Genomic DNA, 26,398 nt, shown 5'->3' on the forward strand with positions numbered 1-26,398 from the left:
CGTGTTGCTGTGGACTGAGGGCCTACACGGCGAGGACGGCCGCTTTCCGACGGCGGGCCTTCGCCAGCCGGGTGCCGATCAGGCCCTGACGGGGACTGAAGAGATAGACCGCAGCGAACACCACACCCTGGGTGAGCACCACCATGGCGCCCGAAGCCGTGTCCAGGTAGTAGCTGAGGTAGATCCCGGCAATCGAGCACACCGCCGACACCACCGGGGCAATGACCAGCATGCGGTTGAAGCGGTCTGAGAGCAGGTACGCCGTGGCACCGGGGATGATCAGCATGGCCACCACCAGCACCACGCCCACCGTCTGCAGGGCCACCACGGAGGTCAGCGCCAGCAGCCCCAGCAGCAGCGCGCCCAGCCTTTTCGGTGACAGCCCGATCGCGTGGGCATGGGTGGGATCAAAGGCATAGAGCGTCAGATCGCGGCGTTTGATGATCAGGATGGCGAACGCAATCGCGCCCAGCACCAGCACCTGGATCAGGTCCGAGTCACTGACGCCAAGGAGGTTTCCGAAAATGATGTGGTTCAGGTCGGTCTGGCTGGGCGTGACGGAGATGAGCACCAGGCCCAAGGCAAAGAGCGTAGAGAACACAATGCCAATGGCGGCATCCTCCTTGACCCGGCTGGTGTTGCGGACCACCCCGATCAGGGTCACGGCGATCAGGGCGAAGACCAGTGCTCCGAGCGCAAAAGGGGCGCCCACGATGTAGGCCAGCACCACGCCTGGCAGCACGGCGTGGGAGACCGCGTCCCCCATCAGGGACCAGCCGATCAGCACCAGCCAGCAGCTCAGGACGGCACAGACGACGGCGGCGAGCGCCGTGGTGACGATGGCGCGGACCATGAAGTCGTAGCTCAGCGGTTCGAGCAGGATGTCCAGGACGTCCACGGCTCAGCCCCTGTTCTCTGCGGGGACCGTTGGGTGGGGCCGGCCGGAATGGTGCCGGCGGCCGCCCTCTTCCGGCAGCCCGCGGTTCAGCACGTCCAGGCCGAATGCCATGGCCAGGTTTTCCGGCTGCAGCACCAGTTCCGGTGCGCCGTGCATCAGCACCCGGCGCATCAGCAGGACCGCTTCGTCGCACAGTTGCGGGAGGGCGTGGAGGTCGTGGGTGGAGATCAGGATGGTGCAGCCGTCGGAGGCGAGTTCACGCAGCAGCCGGGTGATGGTGGCCTCCGAGCGCTTGTCCACGCCCGCGAACGGCTCGTCCAGCAGCATCATGGTGGCACCCTGGGCGATCCCGCGGGCCACGAAGGCCCGCTTCTTCTGCCCGCCGGACAGCTGGCCGATCTGGCGGCCGGCGTATTCGCCCAGCTCCACCCGGTCCAGGGCCTGGTCGACGGCGGCCTTGTCGGCTTTGGAGGCGCCGCGGGTGAATCCCTGGTGCCCGTAGCGGCCCATCATCACCACGTCGTGGACGGACAGCGGGAACTGCCAGTCAACATCCTCGCTCTGCGGCACGTAGCCGATCCCGCCCTCCTTGCGCGCCCGGGACGGTGACTGCCCGCCGATCAGTACCCGGCCGGCGTCGGGCTTGATCATCCCCATGATCACTTTGAACAGTGTGGATTTCCCGGACCCGTTCATGCCGATCAGGCCGCAGATCCGGGCCGTGTCCAGGGTGAGCGAGGCGGAATCGAGCGCCAGGACTTCCCCGTAATGGACGGTGACGTTTTCCACGAGGATGGCCGGGGTGTTCATGGCTTTGCCCCTGCGGAAGCACCGGCGGCGGCGCCGGTCGTGGCGCCGGTCGTGGCGCCGGTCAGCGATTTGGTGATGAGGCCGGCGTCGTGCCTGATCAGGTCCAGGTACGTGGGTACGGGCCCGTCCGCTTCAGAGAGCGAGTCCACGTAGAGGGTCCCGCCGAACTTCGTTCCCGTGGCACCAACCACCTGCTGCATGGGGGCATCGGACACCGTGGATTCGCAGAAGACGGCGGGGACCTGGTTGGCCTTGACGTACTCGATGGCGCGGGTGATCTGCTGCGGGGTGGCCTGCTGTTCGGCATTCACCGCCCAGATGTAGACCTCGCGCAGCCCGGCGTCGCGGGCCAGGTAGGAGAAGGCGCCCTCACAGGTAACCAGGGCACGCTGCTTCTCCGGGACCCCGGCGAGGCTGGCTTTCATCTCGTCCTGCACAGCCTGCAACTTGGCCTTGTAGGCATCGCCGTTGGCTCTGAAGGCCTCGGCGTTCTCCGGGTCCAGTTCGGCGAAGGCCTTCACCATGTTGTCCACGTAGATCTGCACGTTCACCGGCGACATCCACGCGTGCGGGTTCGGTTTGCCCTGGTATGAGTCCTCGCTGATGGACATGACCTCCACGCCGTCGCTGACCACCGCGTGCGGCACGTCCAGGCCCTCCACGAACTGGGCGAACCACGCTTCAAGGTTCAAGCCGTTGTCCAGGATGAGGTCCGCCTTGGAGGCCTTGCGGATGTCTCCGGGGGTGGGTTCGTAGCCGTGGATTTCGGCGCCCGCCTTGGTGATGGACTCGACGGTGAGCTTGTCCCCGGCAACGTTCCGGGCGACGTCGGCCAGTACCGTGAAGGTGGTCAGGACCACCTTCTTGCCGCTGTCGCCGTTACCGGACGCATTGCCGCCGCAGGCAGCAAGGGCAAAGGACAGAACGACGACGGCGGCAGCACCGGCAGCGCGAAGACCCGCGGTTCCGCGTGCGGACGTTCGGGCGGCTACTTTGGCGCACCGAAACATAAATTTAGGCATACCGAATATTCTACGGGACCCCGAACTGGGCCCGCAATGTGACGCCGCTCCCACACGCCCCGTGCCCCGTCGCCCCCCGGCTAGGCTGAATGTATGGCCACCACACACCGGAAACCGCCGGCACCCCAGCCCGGGCTGTACCGGTTTTCCCCGCTCGATTTCACCACCATCGGCCTCTATGTTGCTGTGGCCGGCTTCTTCGCGGTGGCCGGGGAACTGCTGGTTCCCTTACTGCTGCAGGTGGCCCCGAGTCCGGCAGTGGCGTCCTACAGCGTGAACCTGATCTTCTACGGCTCGATCGGAATCCTGGCCCTGTTCGCGGCACGGAAAGTGGCGGCACGCGATCTCCGCGTCCTTGCCACCCGCCCCTGGTTCACGCTGCTGATGGTGCCCACCGCAGTGGTGGTGATGATGATTTTGACCGCTTTGGTGGTTTCGGCCGCCGGCGGCGTGGAGACGTCCCAGAACCAGGCCGGCCTCCAGGCGCTGATGCAGCAGGTCCCGGCGTGGCTGATGGTCCCGGTGCTGGTGGTCATTGGCCCGTTTGTGGAGGAGTACCTCTTCCGGCACCTGCTGATCGGCAAGCTCAGCCGGCGGCTCAACATCTGGGTGTGCTGCGGCCTGTCAGTGCTGCTGTTTGCGAGCATCCATATTGCCGGCCAGGAGGCCATCACGTTCCCGGCACTGCTTCCGTACCTCGCGATGGGCGCCACCTTGGTCTTCGTCTACGTCTGGACTGGCAAGAACCTGATGTTCTCCTACTTTGTCCACGCGGCCAAGAACCTGCTGGCTGTCGTCTTCATCTACGCCATCCCGCCTGAGGTGTTCGAACAGCTCCAGCAGGTCCAGCCCTAGCCTCCCCAAAGCAACGCTCCCCCAACCAACGCGGGGTCACTCCTCGCCCAATAACGGGACGTTATTGGGCCTGGAGTGACCCCGCGTTGCAGTTAGCCGTCGCAGTAATTGGAGCGGGAGCAGCAGGAGGGGGCGGCCTCCCCTATCGCCGGGCCTGCCGCCGCCGTACTTTGGAACGATGGGACTGATCACGCAAACAGTTGTCGATTGCCGTCATCCGCACGAGCTTGCCGAGTGGTGGGCCGAGACCCTGGACTGGGCGGTGGAGCCGCAGGACGAAGCCTTTATCCGGTCCATGATCGACCAGGGTTTCGCCACGGATGACCAAACCCTGGTGCACAACGGGAAGCTCGTGTGGCGCACAGGATCGGCCATCCGGCCCCCGGAGGAACTGGACGCCAGCGCCCCGACCCGGCGCATGCTGTTCCAGACCGCGGCGGAGGACAAGACCGTGAAAAACCGCGTCCACTGGGATGTCCGGATCGGGGATCGGGACAAGGACGAGGTCCGCCGCGAACTCGAAGCCCGGGGCGCCACCTTCCTCTGGACCGCCAACGAGGGTCCGCATGAGTGGCACACCATGGCGGACCCCGAGGGAAACGAGTTCTGCATCAGCTGAGCCGATTACTAGACTTGTCCGGTGAGCAACCAACTTCCCGCCCGGGTGTCCGATGTCTTTGACCCCACCCGCTGGCGCACCGTGTCCGGCTTCGATGACTTTCAGGACATGACCTACCACCGCCAGGTGGAACGCTCCGCGGACGGCACCGCCAAGGACCTCCCCACGGTCCGGATCGCCTTTAACCGGCCCGAGGTCCGCAACGCCTTCCGCCCCGGCACCGTGGACGAGCTCTACCGCGCCATGGACCACGCCCGCATGACACCGGACGTGGCCACCGTCCTGCTCACCGGCAACGGGCCCTCCCCCAAGGACGGTGGCCACAGCTTCTGCTCCGGCGGCGACCAGCGCATCAGGGGCCGGGACGGGTACCGCTATGCGGACGGCGAGACCCAGGAAACCATCGACCCCGCCCGCGCAGGACGCCTCCACATCCTGGAGGTCCAGCGGCTCATGCGCACCATGCCCAAGGTGGTCATCGCCGTCGTCAACGGGTGGGCAGCCGGCGGCGGCCATTCCCTGCACGTGGTCTGCGACCTCACCATCGCCTCCCGCCAGCACGGCAAGTTCAAGCAGACTGACGCCACCGTAGGAAGCTTCGACGCCGGCTACGGTTCCGCCCTGCTGGCCCGCCAGATCGGCCAGAAGGCCGCCCGCGAAATCTTCTTCCTGGCCCGCGAGTACAGCGCGGAGGACATGGTGCGGATGGGTGCCGTCAATGAAGCCGTTGACCACGAGCGCCTGGAGGACGTCGCACTGGAATACGCCGCGGACATCGCCCGGCAGTCACCGCAGGCCATCCGCATGCTCAAATTCGCCTTCAACCTCGCCGACGACGGACTGGCCGGCCAGCAGGTCTTCGCCGGCGAAGCTACCCGCCTGGCCTACATGACGGACGAGGCCGTGGAAGGCAAGGAAGCCTTCCTGGAGAAGCGGGACCCGGACTGGTCGCGTTTCCCGCACTACTTCTAAGACCCGGAGCACCTCCGGGCACGGCTCACTTCCCCGCGTACTTCCAAGGCAGGACGGCACATGAATAACGGACCCCGCACCAGCGGCCCCCTCAACATCGACCCCGCGCTCACGGCCCTGGCCGCCGCCCTGCGCGGCGAGGGACCCGCCGTCGAACTTTCCATTGGTCCCGACGGCGGGCTGGTGGTTGGGCACACCGAGACGCCCGGCTGCGATGACGCGGTGGCTGTGGTCCGTACATCCGGCTCCACCGGAGCACCGAAAGCCACCATCCTCACCGTGGAGGCGCTGGCGGCATCGTCCATGGCCACTGCCTTTGCACTGAAGGGTGAAGGCCAGTGGCTCCTGGCCCTCCCCGTGCAGTACGTGGCAGGCATCCAGGTCCTGGTGCGGTCGCTGTTCGCCGGCACCCGGCCGTGGGTCATGGACCTCTCCGATGGCTTTACGCCGGAGGCGTTTACGGCCGCGGCCCTGGAACTGACCGACAAAATCCGGTTCACGTCCCTGGTGCCAACGCAGCTGCAGCGGCTCCTGCACGCGCCGTCGCCGGACACCCTGGCCGTGCTTCGCCGGTTCAACGGCATCCTGCTGGGCGGTGCGCCGGCCCCGGCCAAGCTGCTGGCTGCGGCACGGGAGGCCGGCATCCGGGTCATCACCACTTACGGCTCCGCGGAAACCTGCGGCGGCTGCGTGTACGACGGCGTGCCGCTGGAAGGCGTGTCCGTCCGGGTGACGGCTGACGGCCGGATCCTGCTGGGCGGGGACACGGTGGCCGCGGGCTACCTTGACTCGCCGGAGAGCACGGACACCTTCTTCGAGGAAGACGGCGTCCGCTGGTACCGCACCAACGATCTCGGCAGGCTCGACGACGACGGCCGCCTGACCGTGCTGGGCCGCGCCGACGACGTCATCATCACCGGCGGCGTCAAGGTCTCCGCCGCGCACGTACAGGCAGAGCTGGAAAAGTCCGACGGCGTCAGGGCGGCTTTTGTGGCCGGCGTACCGTCCGCGGAGTGGGGCCAGGCCGTTGCAGCCTATGTGGCGGTGGATGGCAGCGCGGACGGCCGTCCGGAAGGCAGTGAAGGCGGTGCGGAAGCCGGTGCGGGGACCGCAACCGGGGATCACGCCGTCGTGCTTGAACGGCAATGGCATCAGAGCCTGGGCCTGCTGGCGCCGAAAACCGTGACGACCGCCCCGGAGCTGCTCATGCTCCCCAACGGCAAGCCTGACCGCCTGGCGATGATCGAGCGGCTCAACGCGCTGCACGGGGGAAAGTAGAGTAGACCTGCACCGGCGGCGAGCCCGCAGCCGGCGTACCCGCCGTTTCACCGTTTCGACGACCCAACATGAGGTACTGACGTGGCCACAGCCGCACAATGGATCCAAGGCGCCCGCCTCCGCACGTTGCCGGCGGCAATCGCCCCGGTGCTGATTGGTACGGCCGCGGCCTACGAGATGGATTCCTTCCGCCCCGTCAACGCCGTGCTTGCCGCACTGGTGGCGCTGCTCCTGCAGATCGGCGTGAACTACGCCAACGACTATTCCGACGGCGTCCGCGGCACCGATGAGGACAGGGTGGGTCCGCTGCGCCTGGTGGGTTCAGGCGCCGCCGCGCCGGAACACGTCAAATATGCCGCGTTCGGAGCGTTCGGTGTGGCCATGCTGTTCGGCCTGGCGCTGGTGGTGATCACCCAGAGCTGGTGGCTGATCCTGGTCGGTCTGGGCTGCGTGATGGCCGCCTGGGGCTACACCGGCGGCAAGAACCCGTACGGCTACATGGGCCTGGGCGACGTTTTTGTATTCGTCTTCTTCGGCCTGGTCGCAACCCTCGGCACCACCTACACCCAGGCCGGGCAGATCAACCTGCCGGCCATCATCGGCGCGATCGGCACCGGCCTGATCGCCTGCGCCCTGCTGATGGCCAACAACGTCCGCGACATCCCCACGGACACGCAGGCCGGCAAGAAGACCCTGGCGGTGCGGCTGGGCGACAAGCACGCCCGCGAAAGCTACGTGCTGATGCTCGCCGTGGCCATTTTCCTGGTGGTGATCCTGGCTCCGGGCCGGCCGTGGATGCTGATCGTGCTGCTGCTCATCCCTGCCTGCCTGATGCCGGCCTGGCTGATGATCAACGGCCGCAAGCGCAAGAGCCTGATCCCGGTCCTGAAGCAGACGGGGCTGATTAACCTCGGCTACAGCCTGCTCTTCTCAGCGGGGCTGGTGCTCAGCCACGGGTTCTAGGCCTCAGGAGCCTTGGCTTCAGGGGTCCGGCGCTCCGGGGTCTTGGCTTCAGGGGCCGTGGCCTCAGGAGCCTTGGCCTCCGGGGTCCTGCCGTCTGGGGCCTTGGGACCGGACGTGCGGATGGTGAGGTCCGGGTTTGCGTCCAGCAGGCGGTCTTCGGCGTTCGCGTCAGCAACCTCGCCGGCGCTGCGCAGGGGCTTGGCCTTGCCGGAGAACCGGGTGTGAAGGGCCGCCGCTGCCTCATCCCGCTGCTTCTGGAAGAACAGGTAGCTCACCGCAAAGGCAATCAGCGCCGCGCAGATCACTGACAGCAGCGCCCCCAACTGCAGGAACAGGAACAGCACGAAGAGCGGCACAAACAGCGCCAGCCGGATCAGGGAGTATTTCAGGAAAGCCACCGTCCAAGTTTAGCCGCCCTGCCTGAACACGCGCTGCCTGCGGACGATAGACTTAATGGCATGCTCTTCCGTGTGGTTCTCGCCGTCGCAGTTCTCGTCATCTTTGTGTATGGCCTGGTGGACGTGATCCGCACTGACGGCCGCCTGACCCGCGGCATCTCCAAACCTGCGTGGATCATCGTCATGATTGTCCTGCCGGTGCTCGGCGCCATCCTGTGGCTCCTGATCGGCCGCCCCCGCGGTAGCGGCCCGGTCCGGCAGGCGGCAGGCCATCCCGTCGCCCCGGATGACGATCCCGATTTCCTCCGCAACCTCGAATTGCGCCGCCGGAAGCAGGCTGAGGCTGCCCGCCTCAAGAAGCTCAAGGACGAGCTGGCGGCGAAGGAAAAGTCTGACGGCGGCCCTGGAGGTTCGGGGCCCGCCGGCCCCGGAACCCGCAACAGTGGCAACGACAACGGCGACGCCGGCGGCACGTCCAGCCCGGACGCAGACACCCGGGATACCGGCGACGTAAAGTAGGACCATGGCCCAGCAACGCGACGGAGAACGCCAGCTTCCGGATTCGTCCGCCAGGGCCGGCACCACGCCACTCCCGCCGCCCCCGCGGCCTGGCCTCTCTTACGCCGCTCCCGCACCGATCCTTGTCACTCCCCCTGCGCCCCGCAGCGTCCGCTTTGCGCAGACGTTCTGGCTGCTGAGCTTTGTTGCCGGGCTCGCCGTGCTCGTTGGCTCCTTCCTCGCCCGGGATTCAAACCTTGAGCGGCTCCGGACCGTCGTGGATCAGATGGCACCGGGCGGTGACGCCGAGGCTGTGACTGCTTCATCGGCCATTGTCTTCTGGGGCAGCCTGGCGGCCCTGCTGTTGGCCACCCTGCTCGAGGCGGCGGCGCTTGCGGCCGTCTCTGCCCGCCACGGCTGGACGCGCTGGCTGTTGGCCGCGCTCCTGGCCGGCCACGTGGCGGTCATGGCCGTGGCCGCTGCCTTCCTTGTTCCCGAGGGCGACGCCGGCAGCTATGTGGTGATGCTCTGGGGTGCTGAGTTGCTCCTGGGCTTCGTTGGCCTGGTGGCATTCTTTATGCCCTCGGCCGGCAGATGGATGAAGTCCAGGCGGGCGCGTCCATAGGCTGACCCCCAGACGTAACCCAGGCGTACGTAACGCCGCCCGACTTACCCCCGCCGGGCTACTGCTGCTGCAGTTGCAGGGAGGAAAACTCTGCGACGATGCCCTCGCAGCTGCGCGTCACCACCCGGCAGACCTCCAGGGCTGAACGGTCCGTCAGGGGGTTTTCGGCCACGGTCCGCCACCTGGTCAGGTAGCGTCGGGCCTCGGCCAGAATCTCCTCCGGCGGACTCTCCGGAGCCAGCCCAACCCTGACGCCCGGCGCTGCTCCCCAACCGCCGATCAGCCTTTCGGCTTCCTCGGCCAGCTCGTTGCTGAGGGAGGTCCCCGTGGTGCGAATGGTGGCCAGCAGCCGAAGCTCACGGAATTCATGGGCGTTCGCCTGGAGGCGTTCCAGTCCGACGGCGAGCTGTCCAGCACCTTCCCTCGGCGAAGTCCGCAGCAGGGTCTCCATGCCCACCAGGGCCGTGCGGGCCTTCAAGGCGTCTGCCCGGGCCTGGAACTGGCGGTCCACAAGGCGCAGCAGTGGATCCAGCCCGCTGCGCCTGGCGAGCTCATGTGCCAGCGGCGTCGGTTCGGTAAAACCGCTCCGGATAAGCACCACACCCAGCCGGATCCCGAACAGGCCGTACCGCTCCAGGAGCGAGGCCCGGGCTTTGGCGTCCAGGCCTTCCGGGACGGTGGCCCTGACGAACCGGTCCGCCGAAAGCAGAAGCCTTTCCCGGGCGGACCGGTCCATCCCTGACAGGAGCCGCAACGACTCGAAGTCCGCCTGGCGCATGCTGCGGGCGCTCTGCGCCAGCAGCCCAGCCACCGGGACCACCCCCAATGCCAGCTTGCGCAGGCTGTGGTCCCGACGATAGCGCTCGGCAATATCCCCGGCGGATAACAACGAATCGATGCGGCCGGCCCCGATCTCATCCGCCCTGGACAGCACGGCCAAGGCATTGACCGTGCCTGACCGGCCCCCCTCCGTGTCCCGGAACGACTCCAGGAACCGCAGGTCCGAGGCGTGCATGTGGCGCATCAGGTAGATGATGGCATCGGCTTCGGAAGGTGCGTCGGCCGGGGTCAGGAAATCGGTGGACCGGGCAGAGACGTCCCCGGACAGCGAGGCTATCCCCGGCGTGTCTATCAGGGTGATCTGCTGCAGGCTCTGCGACGGCCATTCGACCACCAGGCGTTCCACGTCCTCGGCCCGGGAATCGCCCAGGACGAACACCAAGCGGCCGTCCACGCGCTTGAACGGCAGGATCCTCGGTTCGCCTTTGACGGGGAACAGCGTGATTTTCGAAGTATGGCCGTAGCGGTACCAGGTCACGATCCGGGTGCACTCGCCGGTGTCGGTGGGCGCGATCTCCTCACCGATGATGGCGTTCAGGAGCGTGGACTTGCCCGCTTTGACCATGCCGGCCACAGCTATCCGCAACGGCTCGGACAAGCGGGTGGCATACCCCCGCAAAGACGCCACCGCCGCCGGGTCGTCCGCATAAAGGGCCAGGGCGTCCTGGATCAGGTCCGCCACCCCAGCGCTGATGGACGTGCTCATCTGCCCGCCGCAACCGCCCGTGCCGTGCCCGGCGGCATGCCGCCCGGCGTCGAACCGCCCGGCGTCGAACCTCCGGGCGTCGAACCGCCGCCGCCAGTTCCCCGAGCGATCGGGCGATCGGGCGTTGAACCGCCCGACGTCGGAACGTGCGCCACTTCGGCTGCCACCAGCGCGGCTGCGTGGTGAACGGCGTCGACCTTCTTGAGCTCTTCCTTGATCTCGCGGACCCGGACATCCTTTTCGAGCTTGTAGACGGTGGCCGATTTCTGGGCTGCGGCCACCGAGTCCGTCAACGAACGGTGGTGCTCGTCCGCGATTTCGGTGAAGTGGTCGCGGGTGGACCGCTGCACCAGCCGGAGCCGGTCCTTGAGCTGCTTGCCCACCTGGAAGGTGACATCGTCCAACTGGCGGCGGACCAGCGCCTTGGCCTCCAGCTGCCGGCGCTTCAGGCGTGCTTCCTTGTCCTCCCGGTACGCCTTGCGGCCCAGGAGCAGACCGGCGCCAACGGACAGGGGGTTGATCAGGGCCATCCCGAAAATGCCGGTCAGGAGGCCAAACATCAGCACGCCCCCGTATGATCCCCGCATCCCGATCAGCACCTTCTGCATCGGGTTGATGCGCCCGTCATCCAGCCCGGGCATGTCATCTACCGGATCCAGTGCGTCACCGGCGTCGGAAACGCGCAGCGCGGGCAGGGCGACTTCATCCTCCGAGAAGTGCTCTGCCACCTGCGCAGCCAGCCACTGCGCACGTTCGCTCGTCCACACGAAGGTGTCCGAGATTGCGGCGGCGGCGCACTCTTCGAGCCACTTGGAAAACTGGGTCCAGGCGGGACCGGGATCGCCCTGGTCAATAGCGGCTTCGGCCTCGCGCTGGATGCGGCGCAGCCGGTCACGGAGATCGTACTCCATGTCCGCGATCAGGTCGCCGATGCCGTCGTTCAGGGTGATCTGCCAGCGTGCGGACCGTTTGCGCAACTCGTCGGCCTGCGCTTTCGCCTCTTCCAGGTCCGCAATTATCCGGGGCGTGTCCGCAGGGTTCTCTAGCGCGCCCAGTTCTGATTGGAGCGACAGCCGCAGGTTTTCGGTGACGGAGAGCAGGTCCTGGCTCACGGAGCGCCGTTGGAGCCGTTCCGCCTTTCCCACGATTTCATTCCGGAGGTGGCCGATCAGCCCCGGGAAGCCCGACTCCGAGTTCAGTTCCGCATCCTGCAGCCGTGCGGCCTCCAGGCGCAGGTCCGAGGACAGCGGATAGAGCGGGATGTCAAGGGACACCTGTGCGAGGTGGCCGCGGTCCAGCTCGGCAACCCTGCGCCAGTCCGGGTACAGGTCAGTTTTGGACAGGACTCCCACCACGCTGGGGGTGATGCGCATGGCCTGCCGCAGGAACCTGATCTCCGGCTCGGTGTATTCCTGGGAGGCGTCGGAAACGAGGAGCATGGCATCGGCCGACGGCAGCGCCGTCAGGGTGGTCAGTGTGTGGGTGGATCCCAGTCCGCCGACGCCGGGCGAATCGACGAGGGTCAGGCCTCCGGCCAGCAGTTTGCGGGGCAGGAAAACTTCTGCGGCCACCAGTTTCTTGGCGTTTCCGGGATTCCCGCGTTCGGAGACGTAGGCGGCGAGTTCGGTGATGTTGATGGGCTGGCGTTCGAGTTTCTCCTCTTCGCCGGGTTCCGCGTCCCCGCGCGGCAACAGGATGGACGCCGACGCCGGATCACCGTGCCGGACCACCGTGGGAACCGAGGTGGCGATGTCGTCGTCGACGGGGCACACAGGCGCGTTCACCAAGGCGTTGATGAGTTTGCTTTTGCCTTGCTTGAACTCCCCCACCACAATGACGCGGATGCTCGGGTCCTGGAGCCTGCGGAGCGTCTGGTCCAGTCGCCTTCGCAGGTCGGCGCGTTCACCGTCGCTGACCAGCGCGATGGCCTGCTCCACGAGCCTGAGCAAATGCGCCGCCGTCGGAGTCGTCGAGGCCTTTGCCGGTCCTGAGGAGCCCGCGGTCGTTGCCCGAGCCTCCGGTCGTTGCATTTCAACCACTGCCAGTCCTTTGCTTCAAGTCTCAGTATGGGACGTGCGGGCTACCGCGGGAAGTGCCCGGCAGGGGTTCTTCGGCTCCCTGCCGGGCACTTCCGCTACGTGGGACCAGCGGTCAGAGGGTGATCTCTCCACCATCATCAGCGGTGAGTTCTGCGTTGAGCTCGGCGTCCACATCAACGTTCGTGGAGTTGTCCGAGTTGTCCTGGAAGGAATCCTCAACCGCTACCTCGACCGGGTTGAAGGAATCAGCCACGGCTACGTCGTTCTCAACCGAGTTGTCCTGGAACGAATCCTCAACAGCCACGTCCACGTTGGTTTCCGTGGTCGTTTCGGTGGTTGTAGTGGTCGAGTTGTCGGAGTTGTCCGAGTTATCGGAGTTGTCCTGGAACGAATCCTCGATAGCCACATCGGTGCTCTGGTCGTTGAACGAGTCGGCGATCTCAACCTCGGTGTTGACCGAGTTATCCGAGTTGTCGGAGTTGTCGGAATTGTCGGAATTGTCGGAATTATCCGAGTTATCGGAGTTGTCGTTGTACGAATCGTTGATCGAGTTGTCCGAGTTATCCGAGTTGTCCGAGTTGTCGTTGAAGGAGTCGGCCACGTCCACGTCAAGGTCGGTGTTGAAGGAGTCGTCGATGGCGGTGTCGACGTTTCCGACGCTGGCGTCGCGGCCGGCGTAGATGGAGTTGTCGGTGGAGTTGTCCGTCGAGTTGTCCGTGTTGTAGGAATCGCTGATGTTGTTCGAGTTCCGCATGTCGACGTCGTCGCCGGCGGCAACTGCGCGGTCGCCGGAGGCAACTACGGAGTCGTTGTCGAACCACTGCCGGACGTCGCCGTCGGCCCAGATGTTCTGGTTGACGGACTGGTCGGTGATCGTATCGCGGTCATCCACCGTTGATGTGGTGGTGGTGTAGGAGTAGTTGTTGACGACGTGGTGGAGCTGCTGCACAGCGTGCGCGTGGTCATCGCCGCCATGGCTTCCGCCGCCATGCCCGCCGCCTGCCGGAGGAGGAGTGTGGCCGACCGTGCCGCCCGTGCCGCCGCTGCCGCCGCCGGTCCACGAGGTGTTTCCGCCGGTGTTGTATTCACGGTCGAAGGACGAGTGGTTCAGGGTGATCGGAGCGTAGTCCAGAACAACCGGCATAGCCGCATCAACGTCTGCCGAGCACACGTGGCCCAGTCCGTGCTCCTGCAGGACCTTCTCCGGATCGTCCAGGAACTCCTGGGCTGCTTGCTGGCTTCCGAAAAGGCTCATCAGGAACTGGACCAGGTCATTGGCAAGTGTAGGCATTGGATGTCCTCAATTCTTCTTTGAGTTATCGATCGCCGAGCATCGTTGCCGGCTTGAATCAAACGTAAGGTCCCAGTCGGCCGCCGGGCATCGGGTCGCTGCACCCTACCGGCCGCCCCGGTATCCGGGATTCGCCGGCCCCCAACGTTAGGGGCACTAGGGGCTCGCTCCGTTGTGGTTTTCAGGACCCAGTGCAAGACGCAGCCGGACCAGCAGGTCCGAGCGGTTTTCGGCGCCGAGGCGGCGGCGCATCCGGGCAATGTGGTGCTCTGCGGTCCGGGGGGAAATATAGATTGCTTCCCCGATTTCCCGGTAGGTTTTTCCCTCCAGCACCAGCCTGGCCACTTCTTTTTCGCGCTCGCTGAGCACTGAACCATCCGGTTGGGCGGCATCGATCCCATCGCCCGCCGCGGCAACGGCCCGCAACTCGGAGCGTCCCGAGGACTTCGGGCCGGCGGAGTTCCCCTGCGGGTGAAGATCCCTGGCGCAGGACAGCAGGCGGACCATGTCTCGTCGATCGTCTGCGCGGGCCGCGGCGTGCCCTGCCAGCCGCGCACCTTCCCAGGGCATGCCGACGGCATTCAGCGCGCGGGAAGCAGCTTCGACCTCGGATGCCTGGAACTTTTGGGCGAGCACCGACACCCAGGCCTTGCCCGCAGACGCCAGCACCGAGGCAAGGTGGCTGTTATGCGCGGCGCGGGCCAGTGCTGCAGCATGGGGTGCCAGATCCGCCGGGCTCTCGTTCAGCAGGGCGGCCTGGACGGCAGCCCAGTGCATGGGCACGGCCCACAGCGGCGGCTCCCCCAGCATCTGCAACAGCTTCCATACTTCGTCCAGGTAATGCGAGACCCTTCTGGTCTCCCGCAGCCGGGCCGCCGTGATCATCAGCTCGCCCCACGGGAGGAGGCTGTACAGGTCCACCGACGTGTGCAGCATGGCTTCCCGTGCGCGTTCCCAGGCCAGGACCAGGTCGTGGACTTCGCCGCTTCTGCGGGCGAGGCCCACTTCAAGGGCCGCGCACAGGAACTCGTCACGGGGAACAAGAGGCCAGGGGTTGGCCTTGGAGGCTTCGTTGATGGCCAGCCGTGCTTCTTCCGGATTGTCCTGCTGCATGGCGGACCAGGCCTGGAGCAGGAACAGGCGGGGCTTGACGGCATCCCCGCCCTGCCCTGCCGTAACGGCGGCGCGCAGGATGGTCTCTGCGAGGTGGGGCTCCCCGCTGTGCAGGGCCAACAGCCCTGCCAGGGCGCCAGGCGTCTCCGGCATTGGCAGGGAAGCCCCTGCAGCTGTGAACATGTCGGACGCGTGGATCATGACAGGGAGACCGTGATGCGGGTCCGCCGCCAATGATTCCAGAATGCCCTTGCCCATCTGCGCCAGCGCCACGGCCAGGAGCGTGGGCGATGCCGGCCCGGCTTTGTCCGGAAACATCCTCTCGGCTCCGGCCCGGTTGCCGCAGCCGATCATGGCAACCGCGGCCAACGGAGCAGAAGGTCCTACCCGCTCCGGGCCGAGCCAGTTGTACACGTCTGCACCGCGGGAGATCATCCCCCGCTGGGCCCAGACGGCGGCAGCAACGTCTACTCCGAGGCGGAGACCGGGCGGATCAGCGCACACAAGCAGCCCGTCGATGATCCGACCGGCGGAATCCAGGTCTCCGGTGGCGAACGCGGCCTGGGCGCGTCTGGCGGCCGTGGCCATCTCATCCGCTCCTGCCAGCAGGGCTTCGCCATAGAGCTGGGCAGCCAGGCCGGGATGGTGCTCCAGCGCCCTGTCTCCGGCCTTTTCGAGTTCGGCGGCAACACGGTGGTCCGCGAGGCCGCCCCGAGCCAGATCACGGGCAAAGTCACCAAGCGGCCGGTCATCTGCCGCGAAATATCCCACGAGTTCCCGCTGCAGCGCATGGATCCGGGCTGTCGGCGTGGATGTCAGGAGGGCCTGTTGTACGGTGCCCACCACCGTGCCGTCCGGCTGCAGAAGCCCGGTCGATTCCGCGCTTGCCACCAGGGAATCGAGGCTTTCCACGGCACCGCCGGTGATCTTGCGCTCCAGGTCCCGCGGCAACGGCCCCGGGATCGTGAAGCCGACAGAGAGTGCAAGCAGGAGTTCCCGGACTACGGCGTTCCGGCCGCGGGTTTCTTCAGGCCGGTGGTCAGGAACGAGGTCTTCGGACTCCTGCTGATGATTGTCGAACATGGCCTCAGACCCCACTCTCGGGAACGATTGGAGCGGGGGTTTCGGTCGCAGGGGCGGTCAGCGGAACCGGAGTCTCCGAGGGAGACGGCGTCTCGGTGGCCGTCGCAGTCTCCGAGGGAGTGGGCGACGGCGTATCAGTCGGAACGGGAGTATCCGTTGGCACCGGCGTCGGCGTCTCAGACGGAGCCTGGGTATCCGTCGGCTCCGGCGTCGGCGTATCGGTCGGAGTCTGAGTATCCGTCGGCGCCGGCGTCTCGGTCGGAGTCGGTGTCTCCGACGGCGTCGGCGTCTCAGACTGAACCGGAGTATCCGACGGCAACGGCGACGGCGTCTCAGGCGGAGCCGGAGTATCCGCGGGCGGCAGCGCCCCCGTTCCCGACCCGCCGGAACCCTGAGTGGTATCACCCGTTGCGCCGCCCGACGTTCCGCCAGGCAGGGAAGCCGCCGCACCACCGCCTGTGGCGTCTGTGCCCGACTCAGCCCCTCCGGCGGCCGGCGGGTTTGTGGAGGCTGACGGCCTCGAGGTGGGTGACGCCTCGACATCGAGTCCCACCGCGCTGTCCGTGCCACCGCCGTCCTTCTTGGCACTGGCTTCAATCCCCACCTCCGGGACCTGCGCGCCCCCGCCGCCGGCTGAGACGCTGCCGCCCCCGGACCCGCCCGGGGCAGAACCGCCGCCAGGAATAGTGCCGGTGTCCGGCTTCGCCGCATCGGCCTCCGCGCCGGGGACAAGCAGTGCGGACAGGCTGCCGAATCCGTCGGGGCTCTGTGCTGCTGTTGCCGTGAGTCCGGTAAAGAGGGCTGCCGCCGCGGCCACGGCAGTGAGCCGAACGGATGCGCGGGGGGCGTGGGCGCCCCTGGCAGTGCCGGCTTTCCGGCCGCTGCTGTGCGCGCCGCCGGCAGGGGAAGCTGCTGGGGTTTTCCGTGACCAGCTGGGAAGGCTGTGCGCACCAATGGTGGCGGCGTCGGCGGCCTGCACCTCAGCCTCAGGTCCAGCGGTTGCGGTGCTGACCGGTTCGGCGGCCGCGTGGGGCCGCAGCATGGACACCGCTGCGCCCATGCAGATGGAAGATTTGGGGTCTGCGTCGACGGCGATGGGCCGGTCCAGCTGTTCCGAAATCAGCTGGGCCACCAGCGGTATTCGTGACGATCCGCCAATGAGAAGGACGGCTGAGAGGTCTGCGGGGGTGAGTCCGAGCTCTTGCAGGGAACTCTCCAGGGCATCAACAGTTTCCCGGATGGGCCCGTCAATCATGGACTCAAACTCGGAACGGACCAGCCGGACCTGCTGCTGGAGGCCCGGCAGCAGCACCGCGATGCTGGCTTCACTGTCAGAGGACAGCGCCTCTTTGGCCTCCACACACTCCCGCCGCAGCCGCGCGAAGGCTGCCAGCGTTGCGGGAGCCGACGTGTCAAGGCCGGCCAGCGCCTGGTCCGAGTGCTCGATTACATGCCGCAGGACAGCTGCGTCGAAGTCTGCTCCGCCAAGTCCTTCGATTCCCTCAGGACGGCCCAGGAGCTCGAAGTGGCCGGCGCCGGCCTTCCTCAGGACGGCGGTGTCAAAAGTTCCGCCGCCAAGATCGTAGACGGCGATGGTGCTGCCATCCTCCACCCGCACCTGGGAGGCGTAGTGCAGCGCCGCCGCTTCGGGCTCGCTCACCAACGTGACGTTGGCAAGGCCTTTTGCGGCGAGGGCGCTGAGGATGAGGTCAGTGCGGTGGGCGCCCCAGGAGGCAGGGTGGGTAAGGACAATGTCCGACGGCGGTGCGCCCTCGCGTTCCTGGGCGCGGTCCACCACCCAGCGTGCCATGGTGGCGAAGACTTCCTCGGCCGGAAGTGAAAGGGTACCGACCGAAATCGGGACTTCGTCCCCGATCCGGCGTTTGAACTCGCGAACCACCCGTTCGGGGGTGTCCAGGCCCCGGCGCTCGGCCGGCTCTCCGACAAGGATGGGACCTTCAGCCGGGTAGTACACCACGGAAGGCACGGCCATTCCGCGGAGCCCTAAAGGCAGGCTTTCCGGAACGGGCTGTGCATTTTGGTTGGTTCGTACTATTGCGGCGGCTGTGAAGCTGGTCCCGACATCTATGGCGAGAACGTAATTCATAGGTACCTCGGCAAGAACGCTGCTAGTTGTCGGCAAGCTTCATCACTGACAACTTCAACCACCGTAGCACCACCGTCTTCCCGGCGACACCCTTGTTCATACATCGATTGGGCTATTACGCGGCGCCTTCTAGGCCGTCAGGAGAAGCTCCAGTTCAGAGGCCGGAATAGGAGTGCAGCCCGTTGAAGAACTGGTTGACTATCGTGAAGTTAAAAACGACACAAAGGTAGCCGACGATCGAGAGCCAGGCTGCCCGGGTCCCGGTCCAGCCCCGGGTGGCGCGGGCGTGCAGGTAGCCCGCGTAGACCACCCAGATCACGAAGGTCCAGACTTCCTTCGTGTCCCAGCCCCAGAAGCGTCCCCAGGCCTTCTCGGCCCAGATGGCGCCGAACATCAATGTGAAGGTCCAGCCGATGAACGCGATGGCGTTGATCCGGTAGGACAGGTTCTCCAGGCTCAGGGCCGAGGGAACCAGACGCATGAAGCCGAGTTTGTCCGCCCCGCCCGACGCGATGGTCTTCTGCCGGTGGGACTGGACCAGCTGCAGGGCGGACATGGCGAACGTGAGGGTGAAGAGCGCTGAGGACATCACGGCGATGGAGACGTGGATGATCAGCCAGTAGCTCTGCAGCGCCGGAACCAGGTGGCCTACCGGCGTCCAGTAGGCCACGGAGGCTGCCACCAGCATGATGATGGCCAGCCCCACCACGAAGGTGCCCAGGAACCTGAGGTCGCGGCGGATCAGCACCAGCAGGAACACGGCCACCGCGACGAAGGCCCCTGTGGTCAGGAATTCGTACATGTTGCCCCACGGCACCCGGCCTGAGCCCAGAGCCCTGGTGATGACGCCGGCGGCATGGATCAACGCGCCGAGCACGGTCAGTGCCACCGCTACCCGCGCGGGTACGCGGCGTTCGGCTGCGTAGCGCATGTCGGCGTTGGCGGTCTGTCCCGGTCCGGAAGAGGCGCCGCCGCCCTTTCCGGAAACGGACGACGACGGCCGCTCGGCCCGTCCCGCCGGTCCGGCGAGGTGCGATGATCCGGCCCTGTCCGCTGCTGAGCCCGCGTCCACGGAAGCGCCGGCAGAATTGCCCGGCGCCGAAGCTCCGGCCATCGCCGGCACCTTGGCGCCGGACGCAGCCGCCGCCTTGAGGTCAACGGCGCGCAGGGCTCTGCTGCTTTTCGCGAGGTCCCAGGCGAAGGCGATGAAGGCCACGGTGTAGGTACCGGCGGCGAGCAGCATAAAAAGCTCGCTGTACTGGCCCATGGTTTCGTTGATGGCGAAAGGCATTACTGGTCCTTTGTGGATCCGGCGGGGCCGGCGGGGGTGGAGGCAGACTCTGCGCCATTATCGTCCTGGCGGCTGGGAGTTTGCTGGGTGGGTGCGGATTCGCCGGCAGCATCCGCCGGCAACTGCCATTCGTCGGTCAGAAGCTTGCGTATGGTGGCAGCTTCGGCGGCCAGCCTGTGGTCCTCGCCGCGGGCCAGGAGGCCGTATTCCACCATGGTCCGGCCGTCGTCGTGCGTTCCGGTCCGTACCCAGACGCGGCGGCGGTTGATGTACAGCGAAACGATGAGGCCCGCAACGGCCAGCAGCGCGAAGATCAGGGCGTAGAGCTGGCCGGGGTTGTGGTGGATGTCCACGCCCACGTACCGCTTCACGCCGTCGAAACTGATGCTTCCCTTATTGTCCGGCAGCGTGTACGTGGTGCCCGGGGCAAGGGTGATGCCGCCGGCGGCCAGGTTGCGGGCGTTCAGCGGGGTGAGGCCTTTGACGTCCAGCTCAAAGACGTTCTGCGGCGCACCGTTGTCCAGGCCGAGGTCGCCGAAGTAGGAGTTGAGGGTCAGCTGCGGGTTGAACAGGTCCGGATCGCCGCTGAAGGAGATGCCCTTCTCGGTGATGAAGGCGGTGGGCAGGAAGAACCCGGCGAAGCCGAGCTGCTCCGGCTTGGCGTCGGGGACCTTGATCACCACGGAGGAGTAGTAGTTCTCGCCCTGCAGCTTGGCCACCACGGGGCCCTGCATGGCAACGTTTCCGGCGCCGTCGCGGATGGTGACCACCGGGGCGTAGCCGTTGCCCGTGAGATAGATGCTGGTGCCGCCCAGGGTCACGGGGTCGTTGACCTTGAGGACTTCCTGCCTGGCGGGCGCGTCGGGGGTTTCCTTGGTGGTGACGTTGGCGGTGAAGTCGATGGGCTGGCCCACCTTGCCCTTGGATTCCCTGTCGAATGTGACGGCGAACTTGTCCAGCTGGATCGAGTACGGCTGGAGCTGGCTGGACTGGAAGTTGGTGCCGGGGGTGAACTGGTCATAGCCCACCAGGGTGTTCACGAACGTGTCGCCCTCCACCAGGATCCGCTGGCCGCTGTAGCCGAAGAGCCCACCGACGGCCACCGAGACCAGCACGCCGATCAGCGAGGTGTGGAACACCAGGTTCCCCACCTCCTTGGCGAAGCCGCGCTCTGCCCCCAAAGACGGCCGCGCGCCGTCGTCGTCCCTCACCTCAACGCGGTAGCCGCGCTTCTTCAGCACTCCGGCGGCGCTGCGGATGGCGTCCGACGCCGGCAGGCCGGCTCCGGCGGGAACCACCAGTGTGCCGTACTCGGGCAGGCGGGAGAGCCGTTTGGGGGTCCGCGGAGGCTGCGAACGCATCGCTTTGTAGTGGGCGATGGCCCGCGGCACCACGCAGCCGATCAGCGAGATGAAGAGCAGGATGTAGATGGCCGAGAACCAGGCCGAGGAGTAGACGTCGTAGAGCTGCAGGGTATCCAGCAGCTTCCCGTAGTCCTGGTTGTCCTGGATGTACTGGGTCACGATGGACGGGTTGGCCGGGCGCTGCGGGAAAAGCGAACCCGGCACCGCGGCGACGGCCAGCAGCAGGAGCAGGAAGAGCGCTGTGCGCATGCTGGTCAGCTGCGTCCAGGCCCACCGAAGCATCTCAACCGGCCCCAGCGTGGGGAGGGCTGCCTCGGCCTTGGCGGTGGCAACGGGGGGCGGAGACTTCTTGTTTGCTTTCACGCGCTCGCTCATCAGATCGGCAACTTCACATCGGTTTGGAACCAGTACTGCAGCCCGGTGACCCAGGTGCCCCACACACCGCTGGCCATCAGCAGGCCGAGCACCACCAGGATGCCCCCGCCGATCCTCTGGATGGCCAGGCGGTGTTTACGGAAGAAGGACATCACCCCCATGCCCCGGCGCACGGCCAGGGCAATCAGGAGGAAGGGAATGCCCAGGCCCAGGCTGTAGACAAAGGCAAGGAAAGCGCCCTTGGCGGCGGAGGACCCGCCGGAGAGGCTCAGGAGCTGCACGGCCGAGTAGGTGGGGCCGATGCAGGGCGCCCAGCCGAGGCCGAAGGTGATGCCCAGCAGCGGTGCACCCCAGAGGCCGGCAGGCGGTTTGGCGTGGATCTTCGCGTCACGCTGCAGCCAGCCGAAGCCGCCCATGAACACCACGCCCATGATGATCACCAGGATGCCCAGGATCTGGGTGATCCAGGCGTTCTGGGAGCCGGTGATCATGGTGCCGAGTTGGCCGAACGCTCCGCCCAGCAGGACAAAAATCGCCGAGAACCCCAGCACGAACAGGCCGATTCCGGCCAGCATCCTGCCGCGTTTCTGCTTCTGCAGGTCCACGCCGGACAGGCCGGTGACGTAGCCGAGGTACCCGGGAACCAGGGGCAGCACGCAGGGCGACAGGAAGGAAACCAGTCCGGCCAGCAGCGCCACGGGGATGGCGAGGAGCAGCGAGCCGTTCAGGATGGCTTCGGCGAAGGGGCTGTTCACGGTCTTGGGCCGCCGCTACTCTGCCACGGCGGCGGTAATGAGGGCTTTGAGGGTGCCCCTCTGGATTTCGCCCAGGACACGCGAGGCCACGCGGCCCTGCTTGTCCAGGACCAGGGTGGTGGGGACTGCACCCGGCGGCACGATGCCCGAGACGGCCAGGAGCACACCGCCGTCCTTGTCATCGAAGCTGGGGTAGGTCAGGTTGAACGACTTGTCGAAGGCCTCGGCGGTGGCTTTTTCGTCGCGGAGGTTGACGCCGAAGAACTGCACGCCCTGGGCCTTGAATTCCTGGTGCAGCTCTTCGAGGATGGGGGCCTCCACGCGGCACGGAGCACAGGCGGCGAACCAGAAGTTCAGGACCGTGACCTTGCCCTGGAAGTCTGCGGGGGTGACGGCCGTCCCGTTGAAAAGGGTGCCATTGACTGCGATGGCGGCCTTGCGGTCAGCCGCGGCAAACTCCGTCACTGAGCCGTCGCCGGCAACATAGTTTTTGTTGTCTCCGGCCTTGGCCTGCTGGGCCAGCGCATCCTCCTGCGCGCAGCCGGACAGCCCCAACGTGAGGGCGGTCAGCGCCGCTCCCCCTGCAGCGAGGACGCTGCGGCGGGAGGCCGTTTGGCGGGGCGTGTTGGGTCCTGTTGTCACGATCAGGCTCCGGGGGTGGTGGCGGCACCGGGGAGAAGGGCGGCAGCGGGCTCACTGTACTCAACGCGCAGGAGGGAGCCGTCGGCGTCGAACACCAGGGACGTGATGGAGGTCAGCGTGCACTCGCGCTTGCGCGGGTCATGCCACAGCGGGCGGCCCTCGGCACTGAGCCGGGTGGCCCAGATGGGCAGCTGATGGCTGACCATGATGGCCTCGGGCCCGTGGGTTCCAAAGTCACCCTCAGCCAGCTCGATGGCACGGAGCCGCGCATCCTGGACAGCTGCCTGGACACGGGCTGCCTGTGCCTTGTAGGGCTCACCCCAGGACGGCCTGAGCGGGTTCACCAGGTGCGGCCAGTGCTTGGGCTTGCGGAGTTCCGCCTTCGTGACCTTCATGCCCTGGAAGTAGTTCTCCGCCTCGATGATGCGTTCATCGGTGTGGACCTCAAGGTGCAGCGCCTCGGCGGTGGGTGCGGCGGTCTCCTGTGCCCTGACCAGCGGCGACGCGGCAAGGTAAACGATCCGGGCACCCCGGGCGGCACGCTCGCTGAAGTGCGCGGCGAGGGTCTGCGCCATCTCCCGGCCCAGCTCGGAGAGGTGGAATTCGGGCAGCCTGCCGTACAGAACGCCGTCGGGATTATGGACTTCGCCGTGGCGGAGCAGATGGACAGTGGCTTGGGGCATGTTTACCAGTTTCTCAAAGATGGCGTGCGATCCGAAATCTTCTACACCGAGTAGAACTGAAAGTTTTTGAAAAATGTTCCGGATGGGGGTGACAAACATGCAAATGCATGTTTATAGTAGATGCAGCGGATAGTTGATATTTCAACTGATGAAGCATCAACCTATCCGGAAGTACTACCCGACAAAATCAAGGAGAAACACCATGGCTCTTCCCGCAGACGTCACCACCGGCACCTGGACCCTCGACAACTCGCACAGTGAGATCGCCTTCACCGTCCGGCACGCAGGCATCAGCAAGGTCCGCGGCCAGTTCAAGGATGCAGCAGCAACCTTGGACCTCGCCGAGAACGTGGCCGATTCCAAGATCAACGCCACCATCCAGACCGCCAGCTTCGACTCCGGCGACGTCAACCGTGACGGCCACGTCCGCGGCGAAGACTTCTTCGACGTCGAGAAGTTCCCGGAAATCTCCTTCGTCTCCAACGGCCTCGTAGCCAAGGGCAACAGCTACGAGCTGACCGGCGACCTCACCATCAAGGGCGTCACCCGTCCCGTTTCGCTCGAGACCGAGTTCAACGGCGTTGCCGTGGACCCGTTCGGCATGACCCGCGCCGGCGTTTCCGCCGAGACCACCATCAGCCGCAAGGACTTCGGTCTGACCTGGAACGCCGTACTGGAAGCCGGCGGCGTGCTGGTCAGTGACAAGGTTGCCATCAACCTGGAGCTGGCGTTCATCGCCCCCGCAGCATAGTTCTTCCGTTCTGACAGAACCCCGGCCGCCAGGCTTCCCTAGGGATCCTGGCGGCCGGGGTTCTGTGTTTGGGTCCCGTTTTGGGTCCCGCTTACCGGCGGTTTCCGAACGCCACATGAACGTGCGGTGCACCGGAGGTGGCCCGGAACGCCTGGCAACCGTCTGAGGTGCGAAAACTGCGCCGCAATGGCACGCTGCGGGACCCGCCGGAGGTACGGTGGAGGTAAGCCGTACTGGGGGCAGGGCCAGTTGACTGTACCCAGCAGCCGAACTGATATCCGACCTGCAAAGGACCGCTCATGAGCACCCCCTCCGTCCCGCCTCCCGTTCCGAATGAACCCGAGCCCGGCAACCAGCCGCCGGCTCCCCGCTACGGCGAGAACAGCCCGCAGTTTGGGCAGCCGACTCCCCCGGCTGCCCCGCAGTACGGGCAGAACGCGCCCCAGTTCGGGCAGAATGCACCGCAGTACGGGCAAAACGCACCGCAGTACGGGCAGAACGCGCCGCAGTACGGCCAGAACGCACCGCAGCCGCCGGCATACGGCCAGCAGCCGTATGGCCAGTCCCCCTACGCCCAGTACCCCTCCGAAATGCCCCAGGCCTCGGGATCCGCCGGGGTTCCGCAGCTGGTTAACATCTCGTTCTGGCTGCTGATTGCTTCCGCCGCCATCTTCGTCATTTCCATGCTCCTGGGCATCGGTTCCCTCGACGATCCACGGATGCGGAGCACGTTCGAGGACACCATGCGCAGCAGCGGCGGCGCAGGCGCGGACGTAACGTACGACGACCTCCGCGGAGTGATCGCCGGAACGCTCGTGGTCTTTGCCATCATCGGCGCTGCACTCTACGCCCTGGTGGCCATCTTCATCCGCAAGGGCAAGAACTGGGCCCGGATCCTGGGGACGGTTTTTGCCGCATTGTCCGTCTTCAGCCTCTTCCAGGTGCCTAGCCTTGCCACTCTGGGAACGCTGGCAGGGATCGTCGCAATCGTCCTGCTGTACCTGCCCGCCGCGGCCCCGTACTTCCGCCCGCAGCAGCCGTTCGCGAACCCCTACGGCACTCCGGGCAACCCCTACGGCCAGTAAGCCCCACCCCACTCCAGACGCTCTGGCACAACCTGCAAGAAAAACAGTGACGCTCTTTCACTTCCTGCAGGAAAAGCCCTAACGCTCTATCACTCTCTTGAGGAAAGTGATAGAGCGTCGTGGTTTGGGCGACAGGGAGTGAAAGAGCGTTTGGGGAATAGCTGCAGGATCTGCCAGAGCGTCTGGGGCAGTGCCGGGCGGACCTAGGCGGTCTGTTCCGGGGTCTGCGCCCGTTGTGCGTGGTAGGCCAGAATCTGCAGTTCGGTGGCCATGTCCACCTTGCGGAGGTTGACGCCGTCCGGCACCTGCAGCATCACGGGGGCGAAACTCAGGATGCTGTGGACACCAGCGGCCACCACGCGGTCGCAGATCTTCTGCGCCACTGCGGCGGGCAGTGCCAGGACCACCATGTTTGCGCCGGTGCGGTGCAGGACTGTTTCGAGGTCTGCAACGTCACTCACCCGCAGCCAGCCCACTTCATTGCCCACCACCATCTGGTCGGCGTCGAATATTGCCACGACGTCGAAGCCCCTGGACTCGAATCCGCCGTAGCGGGCGAGGGCCTTGCCCAGGTTGCCGGCGCCGACAATGGCGACCTTCCAGTCGTGGGTCAGTCCGAGGGCGGCGGAAATGTGGCGGCTCAGGTACTGCACTTCGTAGCCGACTCCACGTGTGCCGTAAGAGCCAACGTGGGAAAGGTCCTTGCGGAGGGTTGAGGAGCTGACGCCGGATGCTTCCGCCAGGGACTCCGAAGATACCCGCTCCACCCCCTCCGAAAGCAGGGTGTTCAGTGCGCGCAGGTAGATGGTCAGCCGGGCCACTGCCGCCGGCGGAATCTGTTTGGCGGGGTCAGGGCTATGCACCGTCCCGGCTGGGGACACAGCTGCGGGAACCACCGGGAACGAGTCCAGTGAAGTCACTTTCCCCTCCATCCCATCGCGTTGTGCCTCCACTCTAGAGCCCCGCCGCCGGTGCCAACAAAGCCGGGGCCATCCTGCGTAACCGCCCTCTTACCGGGCCATGGCACGTTGCAGGACCCGTTCAAGCCGGATTTCGTCAATCTTCCAGAAGTCGCGCTGGACCCCGTCCACCAGGAGCACCGGAATTTCCTCGGCGTACCGCTCCCGCAGTTCCGGCAACTGGTCCACCGACTGCTCCGTCCACCCAAGTCCCAGGGCGGCAGTTACCCGTTCGACGGCGTCGCGGGCGTCTGCGCACAGGTGACAGTCGGCTTTGGTGATGAGCACTATCTCCGGTTTTGCCATGCTTTAACCGTATCCCCCTTTGGGCGGGACCGCGGGGCGGCCGGCGGCGTCCCGGGCATTGACTAGACTC

24 protein-coding genes and 1 pseudogene are annotated in these 26,398 nt (G+C 66.2%); 9 read left to right on the top strand and 16 right to left on the bottom strand.

Translation table 11 applies throughout. The features are described from left to right. Positions 1-22 precede the first annotated feature (22 nt). The 3 genes from ABIA70_RS05305 to ABIA70_RS05315 are packed head-to-tail and all read right to left on the bottom strand — an operon-like array spanning position 23 to position 2,730. On the bottom strand, positions 23-889 hold the full coding sequence (locus ABIA70_RS05305; RefSeq protein ID WP_502917173.1) for a metal ABC transporter permease: 867 nt from the start codon (positions 887-889) through the stop codon (positions 23-25). A 12-nt stretch (positions 890-901) separates the two neighbouring features. Then, on the bottom strand, positions 902-1,708 hold the full coding sequence (locus ABIA70_RS05310) for a metal ABC transporter ATP-binding protein (RefSeq protein ID WP_354146509.1): 807 nt from the start codon (positions 1,706-1,708) through the stop codon (positions 902-904). After that, positions 1,705-2,730 carry a metal ABC transporter substrate-binding protein gene (locus tag ABIA70_RS05315; protein WP_354146510.1) on the bottom strand — a complete coding sequence of 342 codons (1,026 nt, stop codon included), beginning with the start codon at positions 2,728-2,730 and terminating at the stop codon, positions 1,705-1,707. Before ABIA70_RS05315 ends, ABIA70_RS05310 begins: the two co-directional genes overlap by 4 nt. A gap of 93 nt (positions 2,731-2,823) precedes the next feature. Here ABIA70_RS05315 and ABIA70_RS05320 point away from each other — a divergent pair, with 93 nt between their 5' ends. The 5 genes from ABIA70_RS05320 (at position 2,824) to ABIA70_RS05340 (ending at position 7,417) form a co-directional block, all read left to right on the top strand. Continuing rightward, positions 2,824-3,585 carry a CPBP family intramembrane glutamic endopeptidase gene (locus tag ABIA70_RS05320; protein ID WP_354146511.1) on the top strand — a complete coding sequence of 254 codons (762 nt, stop codon included), beginning with the start codon at positions 2,824-2,826 and terminating at the stop codon, positions 3,583-3,585. Between the two features lie 178 nt (positions 3,586-3,763). After that, positions 3,764-4,204 (top strand): VOC family protein, encoded by a 441-nt coding sequence (locus tag ABIA70_RS05325; protein ID WP_354146512.1) that lies wholly within the window; start codon positions 3,764-3,766, stop codon positions 4,202-4,204. Between the two features lie 21 nt (positions 4,205-4,225). Beyond that, entirely contained in the window at positions 4,226-5,176 is a 951-nt protein-coding gene (locus ABIA70_RS05330; protein ID WP_354146513.1) for a 1,4-dihydroxy-2-naphthoyl-CoA synthase, read from the top strand. 60 nt (positions 5,177-5,236) lie between these two features. Beyond that, on the top strand, positions 5,237-6,454 hold the full coding sequence (locus tag ABIA70_RS05335) for an AMP-binding protein (protein ID WP_354146514.1): 1,218 nt from the start codon (positions 5,237-5,239) through the stop codon (positions 6,452-6,454). Between the two features lie 81 nt (positions 6,455-6,535). Next, complete coding sequence (locus ABIA70_RS05340; RefSeq protein ID WP_354146515.1) at positions 6,536-7,417, top strand: 1,4-dihydroxy-2-naphthoate polyprenyltransferase; 882 nt, start codon at positions 6,536-6,538, stop codon at positions 7,415-7,417. A gap of 110 nt (positions 7,418-7,527) precedes the next feature. Here the strand turns inward: ABIA70_RS05340 and ABIA70_RS05345 are convergent. Next, positions 7,528-7,815, bottom strand: a pseudogene (locus ABIA70_RS05345) (DUF4229 domain-containing protein); the annotation flags it as partial. 60 nt (positions 7,816-7,875) lie between these two features. Between ABIA70_RS05345 and ABIA70_RS05350 the strand changes: the two are divergent. Together ABIA70_RS05350 and ABIA70_RS05355 are read left to right on the top strand one after the other, a co-directional pair. Further along, positions 7,876-8,334, top strand: coding sequence for a PLD nuclease N-terminal domain-containing protein (locus tag ABIA70_RS05350; protein WP_354146516.1), 459 nt, complete (start codon positions 7,876-7,878; stop codon positions 8,332-8,334). 4 nt (positions 8,335-8,338) lie between these two features. Continuing rightward, the gene (locus ABIA70_RS05355; protein WP_354146517.1) at positions 8,339-8,938 is read left to right on the top strand and encodes a hypothetical protein; all 600 of its coding nucleotides are present in this window, start codon (positions 8,339-8,341) and stop codon (positions 8,936-8,938) included. Between the two features lie 58 nt (positions 8,939-8,996). On the opposite strand, the gene ABIA70_RS05360 is transcribed toward ABIA70_RS05355, so the two are convergent. The 10 genes from ABIA70_RS05360 to ABIA70_RS05405 form a co-directional block, all read right to left on the bottom strand. After that, positions 8,997-10,484, bottom strand: a complete 1,488-nt coding sequence (locus tag ABIA70_RS05360) for a dynamin family protein (protein ID WP_354146518.1) — start codon at positions 10,482-10,484, stop codon at positions 8,997-8,999. Continuing rightward, complete coding sequence (locus ABIA70_RS05365) at positions 10,481-12,514, bottom strand: dynamin family protein (protein ID WP_354146599.1); 2,034 nt, start codon at positions 12,512-12,514, stop codon at positions 10,481-10,483. Before ABIA70_RS05365 ends, ABIA70_RS05360 begins: the two co-directional genes overlap by 4 nt. Before the next feature lie 121 nt (positions 12,515-12,635). Next, a complete protein-coding gene (locus tag ABIA70_RS05370; RefSeq protein ID WP_354146519.1) occupies positions 12,636-13,814 on the bottom strand; it encodes an IniB N-terminal domain-containing protein in 1,179 nt (392 codons plus the stop codon). Positions 13,815-13,970: 156 nt separating this feature from the next. Then, entirely contained in the window at positions 13,971-16,010 is a 2,040-nt protein-coding gene (locus ABIA70_RS05375; RefSeq protein ID WP_354146520.1) for a LuxR C-terminal-related transcriptional regulator, read from the bottom strand. 4 nt (positions 16,011-16,014) lie between these two features. After that, positions 16,015-18,117: an Hsp70 family protein gene (locus tag ABIA70_RS05380; protein ID WP_354146521.1), complete on the bottom strand. Its 2,103-nt coding sequence runs from the start codon at positions 18,115-18,117 to the stop codon at positions 16,015-16,017. 154 nt (positions 18,118-18,271) lie between these two features. Beyond that, positions 18,272-19,408 (bottom strand): c-type cytochrome biogenesis protein CcsB, encoded by a 1,137-nt coding sequence (ccsB, locus tag ABIA70_RS05385; protein WP_354146522.1) that lies wholly within the window; start codon positions 19,406-19,408, stop codon positions 18,272-18,274. Next, positions 19,408-21,147 carry a cytochrome c biogenesis protein ResB gene (gene resB, locus ABIA70_RS05390; protein WP_354146523.1) on the bottom strand — a complete coding sequence of 580 codons (1,740 nt, stop codon included), beginning with the start codon at positions 21,145-21,147 and terminating at the stop codon, positions 19,408-19,410. The genes ccsB and resB overlap by 1 nt, the downstream gene beginning before the upstream one ends. After that, a complete protein-coding gene (locus ABIA70_RS05395; RefSeq protein ID WP_354146524.1) occupies positions 21,147-21,902 on the bottom strand; it encodes a cytochrome c biogenesis CcdA family protein in 756 nt (251 codons plus the stop codon). The genes resB and ABIA70_RS05395 overlap by 1 nt, the downstream gene beginning before the upstream one ends. A 15-nt stretch (positions 21,903-21,917) precedes the next feature. Next, positions 21,918-22,544: a TlpA family protein disulfide reductase gene (locus tag ABIA70_RS05400; protein WP_354146525.1), complete on the bottom strand. Its 627-nt coding sequence runs from the start codon at positions 22,542-22,544 to the stop codon at positions 21,918-21,920. Between the two features lie 2 nt (positions 22,545-22,546). Beyond that, complete coding sequence (locus ABIA70_RS05405) at positions 22,547-23,227, bottom strand: histidine phosphatase family protein (RefSeq protein WP_354146526.1); 681 nt, start codon at positions 23,225-23,227, stop codon at positions 22,547-22,549. Between the two features lie 202 nt (positions 23,228-23,429). On the opposite strand from ABIA70_RS05405, the gene ABIA70_RS05410 reads away from it, so the two are divergent. Both ABIA70_RS05410 and ABIA70_RS05415 read left to right on the top strand, forming a co-directional pair. Beyond that, the gene (locus ABIA70_RS05410; RefSeq protein WP_354146527.1) at positions 23,430-23,978 is read left to right on the top strand and encodes a YceI family protein; all 549 of its coding nucleotides are present in this window, start codon (positions 23,430-23,432) and stop codon (positions 23,976-23,978) included. A gap of 299 nt (positions 23,979-24,277) precedes the next feature. Then, on the top strand, positions 24,278-25,063 hold the full coding sequence (locus tag ABIA70_RS05415) for a heme-copper oxidase family protein (RefSeq protein WP_354146528.1): 786 nt from the start codon (positions 24,278-24,280) through the stop codon (positions 25,061-25,063). 203 nt (positions 25,064-25,266) lie between these two features. Here ABIA70_RS05415 and ABIA70_RS05420 read toward each other — a convergent pair whose 3' ends face one another. Continuing rightward, complete coding sequence (locus ABIA70_RS05420; protein WP_502917160.1) at positions 25,267-25,983, bottom strand: redox-sensing transcriptional repressor Rex; 717 nt, start codon at positions 25,981-25,983, stop codon at positions 25,267-25,269. A 90-nt stretch (positions 25,984-26,073) separates the two neighbouring features. Further along, complete coding sequence (locus ABIA70_RS05425) at positions 26,074-26,328, bottom strand: glutaredoxin family protein (RefSeq protein ID WP_354146530.1); 255 nt, start codon at positions 26,326-26,328, stop codon at positions 26,074-26,076. Positions 26,329-26,398 lie beyond the last annotated feature (70 nt).

This window comes from Arthrobacter sp. 754 (assembly GCF_040548695.1).
GTDB lineage: Bacteria > Actinomycetota > Actinomycetes > Actinomycetales > Micrococcaceae > Arthrobacter.

What these genes read in the sequence shown, in the direction of transcription:
- ABIA70_RS05425 (WP_354146530.1), bottom strand. Translation starts at nt 26,328, where the DNA reads ATGGCAAAACCGGAGATAGTGCTCATCACCAAAGCCGACTGTCACCTG.
- ABIA70_RS05370 (WP_354146519.1), bottom strand. Translation starts at nt 13,814, where the DNA reads ATGCCTACACTTGCCAATGACCTGGTCCAGTTCCTGATGAGCCTTTTC.
- ABIA70_RS05355 (WP_354146517.1), top strand. Translation starts at nt 8,339, where the DNA reads ATGGCCCAGCAACGCGACGGAGAACGCCAGCTTCCGGATTCGTCCGCC.
- ABIA70_RS05415 (WP_354146528.1), top strand. Translation starts at nt 24,278, where the DNA reads ATGAGCACCCCCTCCGTCCCGCCTCCCGTTCCGAATGAACCCGAGCCC.
- ABIA70_RS05320 (WP_354146511.1), top strand. Translation starts at nt 2,824, where the DNA reads ATGGCCACCACACACCGGAAACCGCCGGCACCCCAGCCCGGGCTGTAC.
- ccsB (WP_354146522.1), bottom strand. Translation starts at nt 19,408, where the DNA reads ATGCCTTTCGCCATCAACGAAACCATGGGCCAGTACAGCGAGCTTTTT.
- ABIA70_RS05315 (WP_354146510.1), bottom strand. Translation starts at nt 2,730, where the DNA reads ATGCCTAAATTTATGTTTCGGTGCGCCAAAGTAGCCGCCCGAACGTCC.
- ABIA70_RS05410 (WP_354146527.1), top strand. Translation starts at nt 23,430, where the DNA reads ATGGCTCTTCCCGCAGACGTCACCACCGGCACCTGGACCCTCGACAAC.
- ABIA70_RS05405 (WP_354146526.1), bottom strand. Translation starts at nt 23,227, where the DNA reads ATGCCCCAAGCCACTGTCCATCTGCTCCGCCACGGCGAAGTCCATAAT.
- ABIA70_RS05360 (WP_354146518.1), bottom strand. Translation starts at nt 10,484, where the DNA reads ATGAGCACGTCCATCAGCGCTGGGGTGGCGGACCTGATCCAGGACGCC.
- resB (WP_354146523.1), bottom strand. Translation starts at nt 21,147, where the DNA reads ATGAGCGAGCGCGTGAAAGCAAACAAGAAGTCTCCGCCCCCCGTTGCC.
- ABIA70_RS05350 (WP_354146516.1), top strand. Translation starts at nt 7,876, where the DNA reads ATGCTCTTCCGTGTGGTTCTCGCCGTCGCAGTTCTCGTCATCTTTGTG.
- ABIA70_RS05310 (WP_354146509.1), bottom strand. Translation starts at nt 1,708, where the DNA reads ATGAACACCCCGGCCATCCTCGTGGAAAACGTCACCGTCCATTACGGG.
- ABIA70_RS05335 (WP_354146514.1), top strand. Translation starts at nt 5,237, where the DNA reads ATGAATAACGGACCCCGCACCAGCGGCCCCCTCAACATCGACCCCGCG.
- ABIA70_RS05375 (WP_354146520.1), bottom strand. Translation starts at nt 16,010, where the DNA reads ATGTTCGACAATCATCAGCAGGAGTCCGAAGACCTCGTTCCTGACCAC.
- ABIA70_RS05365 (WP_354146599.1), bottom strand. Translation starts at nt 12,514, where the DNA reads ATGCAACGACCGGAGGCTCGGGCAACGACCGCGGGCTCCTCAGGACCG.
- ABIA70_RS05325 (WP_354146512.1), top strand. Translation starts at nt 3,764, where the DNA reads ATGGGACTGATCACGCAAACAGTTGTCGATTGCCGTCATCCGCACGAG.
- ABIA70_RS05380 (WP_354146521.1), bottom strand. Translation starts at nt 18,117, where the DNA reads ATGAATTACGTTCTCGCCATAGATGTCGGGACCAGCTTCACAGCCGCC.